Here is a 12,657-nt window from a genome sequence, read left to right on the forward strand (position 1 = left end):
ACCCGCGAACGCACCCGTCCCTAAGGAACCCGAGATGTCCTACCCCAACACGCCACCGCCGGAAGACCCCTACGGCCAGCACCCGCAGCAGGGCGGCCAGGACCAGTCCGGCGGCTACCCCGCGCCCGGTCAGCAGAACCCGTCCGGCGGCTACCCGGCGCCCGGCTACCAGGGCCAGTCCGGCGGCTACCCGGCGCCCGGTCAGCAGGACCCCTCCGGCGGCCACGCGGCACCCGGCCACCACGACCCGTCCGGCGGCTACCCGCCCCCCGGCGCCCAGCAGCCCGGCGGCTACCCGCCGCCGCCCGGAGCCCCCGGGGGCTACCCGCCCCCGGGCGGGTACCAGGACCAGACCGGCGGCTACCAGGCGGCCGGCTACCCGTACGGCGGCTACGGCGCCCAGCCGGGCTCGGCCACGGGCGCCCCGCCCAGCCAGGACGAGCGGCAGTTCGGCCTGTTCGCCCACCTGGGCGGCGGCCTGCTCGGCTTCATCGTCCCGCTGATCATCTACCTGATCAAGCGCGAGGAGTCGCCGTTCGTCCGCGACCAGGCGGCCCAGGCCCTCAACTTCCAGCTGCTGGTCCTCATCGGCTACGTGGTGTCCAGCATCCTGATGTTCGTCTTCATCGGGATGATCACCTGGTTCCTGTGCTGGGTCGCCGCCGTCGTCTTCGGCATCCTGGGCGGCGTCGCCGCCAACAAGGGCGAGTGGTACCGCTACCCGTTCAACGTCTCCTGGATCAAGTAGGCCGACCGCTCCGCGGACGCCGCGAGGGGCCCGGTCCTCGGACCGGGCCCCTCGTCGTGCGTCCCCCCGCCGCGCTCGCGGCGGGCGCCGCTCAGGTGAGGTCGCGGACCACGGCGTCGGCGAGCAGCCGCCCCCGGCGGGTGAGCACGGCGCGGCCGGCGCGGTGCGCGTCGGCGTCCAGCAGCCCCTCGGCGACGGCGCGGGCGGCGGCCTCCCGGCCCGGGGGTTCGAGCAGGTCCAGCGGGCACCCCTGCTCGATCCGCAGCTCCAGCAGCACCCGCTCGAAGCGGCGCTCCTGCGCGGTGAGCACCTCGCGGGCCTGGGCCGGGCTGGAGCCCTGGGCCAGGCGGGCGGCGTAGGCGGCCGGGTGCTTGACGTTCCACCAGCGCGTGCCGCCCACGTGGCCGTGCGCGCCGGGGCCCACGCCCCACCAGTGGGCTCCGGTCCAGTAGAGCATGTTGTGCCTGCTGCGGCCCTCGGGCGTGCGCGCCCAGTTGGACACCTCGTAGGGGGTGAACCCGGCCTCGGCGAGCACCGTGTCGGCCATGAGGTAGCGGTCGGCCATGGTGTCGTCGTCGGGCTCGGCGAGCTCGCCGCGGCGCACCCGGGCGGCCAGGCGGGTGCCCTCCTCCACGATGAGGGAGTAGGCGGAGACGTGGTCGGGGCCGGCGGCCACGGCGGCGTCCAGGGAGGCCCGCCAGTCGTCGTCCGCCTCCCCGGGGGTGCCGTAGATGAGGTCGAGGTTGACGTGCTCGAACCCGGCCTCGCGGGCCCAGGCGACGCACTGCTCGGGGCGGCCGGGGGTGTGGCCGCGCTCCAGGACGCCCAGGACGTGCGCCCGGGCGCTCTGCATGCCGAACGACACCCGGGTGAACCCGGCCTCGCGCAGACGGGACAGGTACTCGGGGGTGACGGTCTCGGGGTTGGCCTCGGTGGTGACCTCCGCGCCCGGTTCCAGGCCGAACCGGTCGGCGATGGCGGCGAGGATGCGGCCCAGGTCTTCGGCGGCCAGCAGGGTGGGGGTCCCCCCGCCCACGAACACGGTGCTCACCCGGGGCCGGGGGCCCGCCAGGACCCGGTCGGCCAGGGCGATCTCGGCGATGGCCTGGTCGGCGTAGGTGTCGCGGGAGGCGACCGCCGTTCCGTCGCGGGAGACCAGCTCCTCGGCGGTGTAGGTGTTGAAGTCGCAGTAGCCGCAGCGGGTGACGCAGAAGGGCACGTGGACGTAGAACCCGAGCGGCCGGTCGCCGAGTTCGGCGAGGGAGGCCTCCGGCAGGTCGCCGGTGCGCGGTACGGGTTCGCCGTCGAGGGCAACGGAAGGCATGTACCCAGTGTCACCGACCCGCGTGTGTGCCCGGTCCCGGCGGGTCGCGCCCCGGCCCGGCCGGGGGTCAGAGCGCGGAGCCCTGGACGGCGGCGCCGTCGGGGGTGCGGGGGGCGCCCGGCCCGGCGCCGGGGGCGATGCCGGTGGAGCCGCGCACGACCAGCTCGGGGCCGAACACGAACTCGGTGTGGGAGACGGGGTGCCCGGCGATCTCGTCGCACAGCGCCCGGGCGGCGGCCAGCGCCATGGCGTGGACCGGCTGGCGCACGGTGGTCAGCGGCGGGTCGGTGAACGCGATGAGCTGGGAGTCGTCGTAGCCCACCACGGAGAAGTCGCGGGGGACGCGCAGGCCGCGCTGGCGGGCCGCGCGGATGGCGCCCAGCGCCATCATGTCGGAGCCGCACACCATCGCGGTGACGCCGCGGTCGATGAGCCGGGTGGCGGCGGCGTGGCCGCCCTCCACGCCGAACAGCGACAGCTCCACCAGGTCGGCCCCGTCCAGGCCGTGGTCGCGCAGCGCCGCGTGGTAGCCCTCCAGCTTGCGGCGCACCGGGACGTAGCGCTCGGGGCCGCTGGTGAACCCGATGCGGGTGTGCCCCAGGGCGACCAGGTGGTCGACGGCCAGCCGCCCGGCCTCGCGGTCGTCGCAGGAGATGAACGCCGCGGGGATCTCCTGGGCGAACCCGTTGACCAGGACGATGGGCAGCCGCCGGGAGACCAGGGAGCGGTAGCGCTCGTGGGAGGCGGTGGTGTCGGCGTGCTTGCCGGAGACGAAGAGGATGCCCGAGACGTTGCGCTCCAGGAGCAGCTCGACGTACTCGTCCTCCGTTATCCCGCCGGGGGTCTGCGTGCACAGGACGGGGGTGTAGCCGCGCTGGGCCAGCGCCCCCTCGGCCGCCTGGGCGAACATGGGGAAGACGGGGTTGTCCAGTTCGGGGATGACCATACCCACGAGGCCCGCGGAACGCTGGCGCAGCCGGGCGGGGCGTTCGTATCCGAGGACGTCCAGCGCGGTCAGGACGGCCTTGCGGGTTTCGCTGCCAACGCCCGGTTTGTCGTTGAGCACCCGCGAGACCGTCGCCTCGCTGACACCTGCGTGCCGCGCGATGTCGGCAAGTCGTGGACCCATGGGCGCAACTGTAGTCGAGATGGTCGTCACATGGTTGAAAGTTGGCGGTAACCTTGCGCAAGAACTTGCAGCCACCGATCGGGAAGGACCCCCACGATGACCCACGAGTCGCACTGGTGGCGCGACGCGGCCATCTACCAGATCTACGTGCGCAGCTTCGCCGACGCGAACGGGGACGGCGAGGGCGACCTCGCGGGCATCCGCGAGCGCCTGCCGCACCTCGCCGAGCTCGGCGTGGACGCGATCTGGTTGACCCCCTTCTACGTGTCCCCGCTGGCCGACGGCGGCTACGACGTGGCGGACTACCGCGACGTCGACCCCCGCTTCGGCACCCTCGGGGACTTCGACGCGCTGCTGGAGGCCGCGCACGGCCTGGGAATCCGCGTGATCATCGACGTGGTCCCCAACCACACCTCCTCCGCGCACCGGTGGTTCCGCGAGGCCGTGGCGGCCGAGCCCGGCGACCCCGCCCGCTCCCGGTACATCTTCCGGGACGGCAAGGGCCCCGACGGCGAGCAGCCGCCCAACAACTGGAAGTCGATCTTCGGCGGGGCGGCCTGGACCCGGCTCAAGCGCCCGGACGGCACCCCCGAGCAGTGGTACCTGCACCTGTTCGACGCCGAGCAGCCCGACCTGGACTGGACCTGCCAGGAGGTGCACGACGAGTTCGACGACGTGCTGCGCTTCTGGCTGGACCGGGGCGTGGACGGCTTCCGCATCGACGTCGCGCACGGCATGGTCAAGGACCCGGCGCTGCCCGACATCGCCGAGGACGCCAAGGCGGACCTGCTCGACGGCAGCACCTCGCTGCCGTACTTCGACCAGGACGGCGTGCACGACATCTACCGGCGCTGGGCGGCGATCGCCGCCTCCTACCCGGGCGAGCGCACGATGGTCGCCGAGGCGTGGGTGGAGGACGCCGCACGGGTGGCCCGCTACCTGCGCCCCGACGAGCTGCACCAGGCGTTCAACTTCGAGTACCTGACCGCCCCGTGGGACGCGGCGCGGCTGCGCGAGGTGATCGACGGATCCCTGGCGGCCAACGGCGCCGTGGGCGCGACCACCACGTGGGTGCTGTCCAACCACGACGTGACCCGCCACGTCACCCGGTTCGGCGGCGGGGAGCAGGGGCTGCGCCGGGCGCGCGCGGCCACGCTGCTGATGCTGGCGCTGCCCGGCTCGGTGTACCTGTACCAGGGCGAGGAGCTGGGCCTGCCGGAGGTCACCGACCTGCCGGAGGACGCGCTCCAGGACCCGACCTGGGAGCGCTCGGGCCGTACCGAGCGCGGCCGCGACGGCTGCCGGGTGCCGCTGCCGTGGGAGTCCGGCGAGGCGCCGTTCGGGTTCGGCCCCGCCGGCTCTACGCCGTGGCTGCCGATGCCGGAGGGCTGGGGCGGACTGGCGCGCGACGCCCAGCGCGGGGTGGAGGGCTCCACCCTGGAGCTGTACACCCGGGCGCTGGGGCTGCGCCGGGAGCTGGAAGCGCTCGGCGACGGGGCGATGAGCTGGCTGGACGCCCCCGAGGGCGTGCTCTTCTTCGAGCGCGAGCCGGGTGTGCGGGTGGCGGTCAACCTCGGCGCCGAGCCGGCGGAGGTGGCCGCGGACGGCGAGGTGCTGCTGGCCAGCGGCCCGGTCCCCGCGCCGGCCGTGGGCGTGCTGTCCCTGCCGGGCGAGACCGCCGTCTGGCTGCGCGTCTGACCCGTTCGAGCAGCGGGCCGGCGGCCGGGCGTCCTCGCGGCGCCCGGCCGCCGCCGCGTCCGGCCCCGTCGCCGGGGCGGGCGGGATCGACGGGACAGGCGGGACCGACGGCGGGCGGCCGGTACGGACCGGTTGCCGAAAGAACGGCCGGGTTGCGTCGGGTTCTTACAGGCGCCGCGGGAATGGTGTGACCAAATGGTGCGAAGTCACAGATATGATCAGCCCAGAGTGACTCCGCAACGACGCACCGGATCGGATCACACCGTCGTTTCCATGGTGTTTCCACATCTTTATCCCTGGCGCCTGCAAAGTCTTTCAATGATTGCAAGTTATTGCTAACGTCACATCACCACGCACGGCGGAGGCAGGCACCGGAACCCCCGGCGGACCGCACGCACGACCTCCTCAGTCCGTCCTCCCGGAAGGAAGACACCATGAGATTGCGCAGCGCACCGGCGTTCGCGGCCCTCGCCGCGACCGCCCTGATGGCGACCGCCTGCGGAGGCGGCGGCGAGGACGCCCAGGAGGGCACCGACACCACCCTCGTCATCTGGTCCGACCCCGAGCGGGCCGCCGCCATCGAGGCCGCCGCGCAGAGCTTCGCCGACACCAACGGCATCAAGGTCGACGTGCAGCAGCTGGCCTTCGGCGACATCCAGGGCGACCTGCTCAACGCCCACCAGGCGGGCAACGCCCCCGACATCTTCATCGGCGCCCACGACTGGACCGGCAACCTGGTCCGCAACGGCGCCGTGCAGCCCGTCGAGCTGCCCGAGCACCGCGCCGAGACGCTGGACGAGACCTCGGTGCAGGCGCTCACCTACGACGGCCAGCTCTTCGGCGTGCCGTACTCGCAGGAGAACATCTTCCTCATGCGCAACACCGCGCTGGCCCCGGACGCCCCGGAGACCTTCGAGGAGCTCGTCGAGGTCGGCACCTCCCTCAAGGAGAGCGGCGAGACCAGCGAGGTCCTGTCCATGGCCGTGGGCCAGGAGGGCGACCCCTACCGGATGAACGCCCTGTTCACCTCCGCCGGCGGCTACCTCTTCGGCCAGGACGACGAGGGCAACTGGGACCCGACCGACCTGGGCCTGAACAGCGACAAGTCCATCGCCGCCATGGAGAAGATCGCCGAGTACGGCGAGGCCGGCCAGGGTGTGCTGCGCCGCTCCATCGACACCCAGAACGACGCCGCCCTCTTCTTCGACGGCGAGGCCCCGTTCTTCATCGCGGGCCCGTGGAACATCGGCGACGCCGACGCCGCCGACCTGGAGTACGCCATCAGCCCCATCCCGGGCTTCGAGGGTGAGGGCCCGGCCCGCCCCTACATCGGCTACCAGGCCTTCTTCGTCACCGAGGGCAGCGCCAACAGCGCCCTGGCCCAGGAGTTCCTGGCCAACCACGTGACCGACCCGGCGTTCATCCTCAGCCTCTACGAGTCCGACCCGCGCACGCCGGTCCAGCTCGAAGCGCTGGAGGAGGTCTCCGCCGACGACGCCAACATCGCCGCCATCGCCGAGGCCGGCGCCGAGGGCATGCCCATGCCGTCCATCCCCGAGATGGGCGAGACCTGGGAGCCCCTGGGCAAGGCCGAGGCCGCGATCATCGGCGGTGCGGACGTGCGCGAGACCATGGAGAGCACCCACGAAACGATCGCCGAGAAGATCGGCGGCTAGGAGTGTCCTCCCGCAGCAGCGCGGGCGCCCCCGCTCCGGGGGCGCCCGCCCGCACGTCACTGCCCGGCGGCGCCTTCGCCGGCTCCGGCTCCCTCTGGGGCCAGGTCGTCAAGATCGCCCTGCTCGGCCTGTTCACGGCCCTGGGGGTCTGGGCCGCCCTGCCGCTGTACGTCGGCGGCAACTGGGCGGGCATCGCCGTCGTCGCGGCCGTGCTCGTCCTCGTCTACTGGGTGTACCTGTCCAAGAGGACGGTGCCGCTCAAGTACCTGCTCCCCGGCGTCCTCCTCCTGATCACGTTCCAGATCCTGCCGGTGCTCTACACCATGAGCACCTCGGTCACGAACTTCAGCGACGGCCACCGCGGCGACAAGGAACAGGCGATCGCCGCCATCGAGGCGTACTCGGTGACCCGCGCCGAGCAGGGCCGCGAGTTCGGCCTCACCGTCGCGACCACCGGCGACCCCGAGAGCGGCGAGCTGGTCTTCCTCCTCACCGACCCCGAGGGCGCCGCCTACGCCGGCGACATCGAGGGGCTGCGGCCCCTGGACGACGCCACCGTCGACCCCGCCTCCGGCCGGGTCACCGAGGCGTTCGGCTACACCGTCCTGTCCCCCGCGCAGGTCAACGCGCGCAGCCAGGAGCTGGAGGAGTTCGCCGTCCCCGTCGGCGACGGCACCGGCATCCGGGCCAGCGGCCTCTCCACCGCCTACGAGGGGCGGGCCACCCGGGTCTACGACGCCGGGTGCGACTGCATCACCGACGCCTCGACCGGGGTCGTCTACACCGCGGACGACGAGCGCGGCGCGTTCTACAGCGAGGACGGCGAGCGGCTCGCCCAGGGCTGGCGCGTGAACGTCGGCTTCGACAACTTCGCCCGGTTCCTGTTCAACCCCACCTTCGCCTCCTCGTTCTTCTCCATCCTGGTGTGGAACATCGGCTTCGCCGTGGCCGTCACCGGCCTGGTGTTCGTGGTGGGCCTGGCCGTCGCCCTCACCCTGCACGTACCGAAACTGCGGGGGAAGCAGGCGTACCGGATCCTGGTGGTCCTGCCGTACGCGATGAGCTCGCTGGCCATGTACCTGCTGTGGCGGGACATGTTCAACACCGACTTCGGCCTGTTCAACCAGCTGCTCGGCACGAACGTCGACTGGCTGGGCGACGCCTGGACGGCCCGGTTCGCGGTGATCCTCGCCAACGTGTGGCTCGGCTACCCGTACATGTTCCTGGTCGCCACCGGCGCCCTCCAGGCCATCCCGCGGGAGCTGACCCAGGCGGCGCGGATCGACGGGGCCGGGGCCTGGCAGGCGTTCCGGCACGTGACCCTGCCGATGCTCATGGTCGCGATGACGCCGATCCTCATCGCGACGTTCGCGTTCAACTTCAACAACTTCAACGCGGTGTGGCTGATCACCAAGGGCGGGCCGTTCCCGCCGGACGACCCGTCCGCGGGGGCCACCGACCTGCTCATCACCTACACGTACCGGATGGCGTTCAGCCAGGCCACCGCCGAGTACGGGTACGCGGCGGCGCTGTCGGTGATGATCTTCGTGATCGTCTCGGTGATGTCGGTGATCAGCCTCAGCCGCAGCAAGGCCCTGCAGGAGGTGGACCGATGACCGCGACGACCCCGGGGTACCGGCGCAGCACCGGCTCCGCGTTCGCGCTGTGGGCGGCGCGGTTCGGCTGGCGGCACGTCGTGATGATCGCCGTCGCGGCGTTCGCGCTGTTCCCCGTGCTGTTCGTGGTGTCGGCGGCGGTCAACCCCGTCGGCACGCTCAGCAGCGCCCGGCTCTGGCCGACCGGGGCCGGGCTCGACAACGCCGTGGACCTGTTCCGGAACACGCCGTTCACGACCTGGTACGCCAACTCGCTGTTCTTCGCGGTGGCCAACGCCGCGGCGACGGTGTTCCTGTCGGCGCTGGCCGCGTACGCGTTCAGCCGGATGCGGTTCCGGGGCCGCCGGGTGGGGATGATCGGCCTGCTGATCATCCAGATGTTCCCGCAGTTCCTGGCGATCGTCGCGATCTACCTGATGTTCAGCACCGTCGGCGAGTACCGGCCCGAGATCGGGTTCGACACCCGGTGGGGGCTGCTGCTGGTGTACCTGGGCGGGGCGCTGAGCATCAACACGTGGCTGATGAAGGGCTTCTTCGACACGGTGCCCACGGAGCTGGACGAGTCCGCCCAGATCGACGGGGCCACCCACGCGCAGGTGTTCTTCCGGATCATGCTGCCGCTGGTCACCCCGGTGCTGGCGATCGTGGGCCTGCTGGTGTTCATCTCCACCATCAACGAGTTCCTGATGGCGAGCGTGTTCCTGCGCGACACCGACGCCAAGACCCTGGGGCTGGGCCTGTACCAGCTGGTGGAGTCGCAGCGCAACGCGAACTTCGGGATGTTCTCGGTGGGGGCGGTCATGCTGTCCCTGCCGACGCTGATCGTGTTCTGGTTCCTCCAGAGGTACATCACCGAGGGGCTGACCGCCGGAGCGGTCAAGGGCTGACCCGGGGTCCTCGGCCCGCCGTACACGCGAAAAGGGGCGCCTCCCGACGGGGGCGCCCCTCTTTCCGTGCCCGCCACTGCCTGACCGGCACGACGACGCAGGGGCGCCCCGTGGCGGGGCGCCCCTGCGCGGCGTTCTCGGCGGGAGGACTACTTCTTCTTCTTGTCCTCGCCGCTGGTGTCCGTGGACAGCGCGGAGATGAAGGCCTCCTGGGGGACCTCGACCCGGCCCACCATCTTCATGCGCTTCTTGCCCTCCTTCTGCTTCTCCAGCAGCTTGCGCTTACGGCTGATGTCGCCGCCGTAGCACTTGGCGAGCACGTCCTTGCGGATGGCGCGGATGTTCTCGCGGGCGATCACCCGGGCGCCGACGGCGGCCTGGATCGGCACCTCGAACTGCTGCCGGGGGATGAGCTCGCGCAGCTTCTTGGTCATCTCGACGCCGTAGGTGTACGCCTTGTCCTTGTGGACGATCGCCGAGAAGGCGTCCACGGCCTCGCCCTGGAGCAGGATGTCGACCTTGACCAGGTCGGCGCGCTGCTCGCCGGTGGGCTCGTAGTCCAGGGAGGCGTAGCCCTTGGTGCGGGACTTGAGGTGGTCGAAGAAGTCGAAGACGATCTCCGCCATCGGCAGGGTGTAGCGCATCTCGACGCGGTCCTCGGACAGGTAGTCCATGCCCTGCATGTCGCCGCGCCGCTCCTGGCACAGCTCCATGATCTGGCCGATGTAGTCCGAGGGGCTGAGCACCGTGGCCTTGACCATCGGCTCGTAGATCGCGGCGATCTTGCCCGCCGGGAACTCGCTCGGGTTGGTCACCACGTGCTCGGTGCCGTCCTCCATCTCCACCCGGTAGACCACGTTGGGCGCGGTGGAGATGAGGTCGAGGTTGAACTCGCGCTCCAGCCGGGCGCGGGTGATCTCCAGGTGCAGCAGGCCCAGGAAGCCGCAGCGGAAGCCGAAGCCCAGCGCCGCCGAGGTCTCCGGCTCGAACACCAGGGCGGCGTCGTTGAGCTGGAGCTTCTCCAGGGCGTCGCGCAGCACCGGGTAGTCGGTGCCCTCGATCGGGTACAGGCCTGAGAACACCATGGGCTTGGGGTCCTGGTAGCCCGACAGCATCTCGGTGGCGGGCCGGTTCAGGGCGGTGATGGTGTCACCGACCTTGGACTGGCGCACGTCCTTCACACCGGTGATGATGTAGCCGACCTCGCCCACGCCCAGGCCGTCGCACTTGGTGGGCTCGGGCGAGCTGACGCCGATCTCCAGGATCTCGTGGGAGGCCCGGGTCGACATCATCTGGATGCGCTCGCGCGGGCTGAGGCGGCCGTCCACCACGCGGACGTAGGTGACCACGCCGCGGTAGGTGTCGTAGACCGAGTCGAAGATCATCGCGCGGGCCGGGGCGTCGGCGTCGCCGATCGGCGGCGGGATCTGCCGGACGATCTCGTTGAGCAGCTCCTCGACGCCCTCGCCGGTCTTGGCGCTGACCTTGAGCACGTCGGAGGGCTCGCAGCCGATGATGCCGGCCAGCTCCTCGGCGTACTTCTCCGGCTGGGCGGCCGGCAGGTCGATCTTGTTGAGCACCGGGATGATCGTCAGATCGTTCTCCAGCGCCATGTACAGGTTGGCCAGGGTCTGGGCCTCGATGCCCTGGGCGGCGTCCACCAGCAGGACCGCGCCCTCGCAGGCGGCCAGCGAGCGGGAGACCTCGTAGGTGAAGTCGACGTGCCCGGGCGTGTCGATGAGGTCCAGGGTGTAGGTCTTGTCGTCCAGCGCCGTGAACGGGATGCGCACGGCCTGCGACTTGATGGTGATGCCGCGCTCGCGCTCGATGTCCATGCGGTCCAGGTACTGGGCCCGCATCTGACGGTCCTCGACGACGCCGGTGATCTGGAGCATCCGGTCGGCCAGCGTCGACTTGCCATGGTCGATGTGCGCGATGATGCAGAAGTTGCGGATCAGCGCGGGATCGGTCCGGTTCGGCTGTGCCACCGTGCTCCGTTCGACTAAGGGTTCGGGGTGTGCGGCCCGCGGGGCCGTCGTCCATCCTCCCACGGAGGAGTGCGCGCCCTCCCCTTGGGCGGGCGGCGGACGGTGCGACAGTATGGTCGCGCACGCGGGACTGTCCGGTGTCCAGATTATGCGACCTCCGAGCCACTCGGGGCGCGCGAACCGTGGGGGTGGCGGCGGTGAAGTGGTTTCTGACCCGGCTGCTGGCGGGTGCGGCGGCGGTCGCCGTCGTCCTGGCCGGGGTGGGGGTGCTGCTGGCCGCCCAGTATTCGGGGACCCCGGCGGCGTGGGCGGTCTCCCAGGGGACCGACGCCGTGTGGGTGGACTCCGCCGACGACGCCGGGGACCTGCGGGCGCTGCTGGACACCGGCGCGGTGGACACCGTGTACCTGCTCGCCGGGGAGATCGGCGCCGACGGGGACGTGACCGCCACCGACGACCTGCGCCCCCTGGTGGAGGGGTACCCGGACGTGCGGGCGCTGGCCTGGCTGCGGCACGCCACCGAGGGGTCGTCGCTGCTGAGCGACCGGTTCGACCGGCAGGCCCGGGAGAGGCTCGCCCCGGCCGCGGCGCAGGCCGCCGAGGGGTACGCGGGGGTGCACCTGGAGATCCGGCCGGTGACCGTCAACGACCCGTCGATGCCGGCGCTCATGGAGATGGTGCGCGGGGAGCTGGGCGGGGACGCGGTGCTGTCGGTGCTGGCGCACCACGTGGAGCTGGCCCCGGGCGGGCGCATCCCGTCCTTCCTCATGAACGGCGAGGAGAAGTACTGGTCCAAGGGGTACCTGGCGCGGGTGACCGAGCACGCCGACGAGGTGGTGCTGCCGGGGACGGACCCGGGGATGCCCGCGGACGCCCTGGACGGCGGGTTCACGGTGCGGCAGGTGACCGAGGCGGTGTCGGCGCTGAGCACCCGCGAGGAGGTGACGATCCGCTTCGGGGTGCCCTCCGGCGAGCAGGCGGAGACGGCGCTGGCGGCGATCCGCATCGGCACGACGCGGGCGCAGGCGCCCGAGCAGGTGCGCCTGGGGGTGAGCCTGTCCGATCCGGCGGACCTGCGGCTCTACACGGCAGGGTGGCTGGGCTGAGCAGTGGGCGCCATGCGGCATACTGGAAGTCCGTGTCTCGGACTTCCACGTTCTTTCAAGCCCTGTGGAACCACACACCCGGCGTCGGCGCCCGTGTCGGCCGCTCACGGAACGGCTGCCCGTGAGCAGAGCCCGCGGATCGACCGGCGCACAAGCACAGATCAACTGGAGCACGTTTTCGCATGGCGAACATCAAGTCGCAGAAGAAGCGCATTCGGCAGAACGAGAAGGCCCGTGTCCGCAACCAGGCGGTGCGCTCTTCGCTGAAGACGGCCGTCCGCCGGTTCCGTGAGGCTGCCGAGACCGGGAACGTCGAGCAGGCCACCGTGGCCCAGCGCTCCGCCGCCCGCGCCCTGGACAAGGCCGTGAGCAAGGGCGTCATCCACAAGAACCAGGCCGCGAACCGCAAGAGCGCGATCGCCAAGCGCCTGCACGACCTGCAGAGCGCCTAGAGCCCTTCTCCGAAGGCCCGGTCCCCGCAGGGG

At 71.6% G+C, this 12,657-nt stretch carries 10 protein-coding genes; 7 read left to right on the plus strand and 3 right to left on the minus strand.

The annotated features are described in order from the left end of the window. Positions 1 to 34: 34 nt before the first annotated feature. Positions 35 to 748, plus strand: coding sequence for a DUF4870 domain-containing protein (locus ACFVNO_RS18110; protein WP_378893877.1), 714 nt, complete (start codon positions 35 to 37; stop codon positions 746 to 748). A 91-nt stretch (positions 749 to 839) separates the two neighbouring features. Here the strand turns inward: ACFVNO_RS18110 and hemW are convergent, their stop codons facing one another. Both hemW and ACFVNO_RS18120 read right to left on the minus strand, forming a co-directional pair. Next, entirely contained in the window at positions 840 to 2,072 is a 1,233-nt protein-coding gene (gene hemW / locus ACFVNO_RS18115; RefSeq protein ID WP_378893880.1) for a radical SAM family heme chaperone HemW, read from the minus strand. A gap of 67 nt (positions 2,073 to 2,139) precedes the next feature. Then, positions 2,140 to 3,201 (minus strand): LacI family DNA-binding transcriptional regulator, encoded by a 1,062-nt coding sequence (locus ACFVNO_RS18120; RefSeq protein ID WP_220562651.1) that lies wholly within the window; start codon positions 3,199 to 3,201, stop codon positions 2,140 to 2,142. A gap of 96 nt (positions 3,202 to 3,297) precedes the next feature. Here ACFVNO_RS18120 and ACFVNO_RS18125 point away from each other — a divergent pair, with 96 nt between their 5' ends. The 4 genes from ACFVNO_RS18125 to ACFVNO_RS18140 all read left to right on the plus strand — a co-directional run bounded on the left by ACFVNO_RS18125 (position 3,298) and on the right by ACFVNO_RS18140 (position 9,078). Further along, the gene (locus tag ACFVNO_RS18125; RefSeq protein WP_378893885.1) at positions 3,298 to 4,899 is read left to right on the plus strand and encodes a glycoside hydrolase family 13 protein; all 1,602 of its coding nucleotides are present in this window, start codon (positions 3,298 to 3,300) and stop codon (positions 4,897 to 4,899) included. A 434-nt stretch (positions 4,900 to 5,333) separates the two neighbouring features. Then, positions 5,334 to 6,575 (plus strand): extracellular solute-binding protein, encoded by a 1,242-nt coding sequence (locus ACFVNO_RS18130; RefSeq protein WP_378893888.1) that lies wholly within the window; start codon positions 5,334 to 5,336, stop codon positions 6,573 to 6,575. 2 nt (positions 6,576 to 6,577) lie between these two features. After that, positions 6,578 to 8,191 (plus strand): ABC transporter permease subunit, encoded by a 1,614-nt coding sequence (locus ACFVNO_RS18135; RefSeq protein WP_355259770.1) that lies wholly within the window; start codon positions 6,578 to 6,580, stop codon positions 8,189 to 8,191. Further along, positions 8,188 to 9,078, plus strand: a complete 891-nt coding sequence (locus ACFVNO_RS18140) for a sugar ABC transporter permease (protein ID WP_378893891.1) — start codon at positions 8,188 to 8,190, stop codon at positions 9,076 to 9,078. Before ACFVNO_RS18135 ends, ACFVNO_RS18140 begins: the two co-directional genes overlap by 4 nt. Positions 9,079 to 9,227: 149 nt before the next feature. On the opposite strand, the gene lepA is transcribed toward ACFVNO_RS18140, so the two are convergent. After that, positions 9,228 to 11,066: a translation elongation factor 4 gene (gene lepA / locus ACFVNO_RS18145; RefSeq protein ID WP_220562656.1), complete on the minus strand. Its 1,839-nt coding sequence runs from the start codon at positions 11,064 to 11,066 to the stop codon at positions 9,228 to 9,230. A 197-nt stretch (positions 11,067 to 11,263) separates the two neighbouring features. Between lepA and ACFVNO_RS18150 the strand changes: the two genes are divergently transcribed. Together ACFVNO_RS18150 and rpsT are read left to right on the plus strand one after the other, a co-directional pair. Then, positions 11,264 to 12,172, plus strand: coding sequence for a hypothetical protein (locus ACFVNO_RS18150; RefSeq protein WP_355259763.1), 909 nt, complete (start codon positions 11,264 to 11,266; stop codon positions 12,170 to 12,172). Between the two features lie 182 nt (positions 12,173 to 12,354). Next, positions 12,355 to 12,624 carry a 30S ribosomal protein S20 gene (gene rpsT, locus ACFVNO_RS18155; protein ID WP_220562658.1) on the plus strand — a complete coding sequence of 90 codons (270 nt, stop codon included), beginning with the start codon at positions 12,355 to 12,357 and terminating at the stop codon, positions 12,622 to 12,624. The last annotated feature ends 33 nt before the right edge of the window (positions 12,625 to 12,657 follow it).

The sequence above is a fragment of the Nocardiopsis sp. NPDC057823 genome, assembly GCF_042797335.1.
Classification (GTDB): Bacteria; Actinomycetota; Actinomycetes; order Streptosporangiales; family Streptosporangiaceae; genus Nocardiopsis; species Nocardiopsis changdeensis.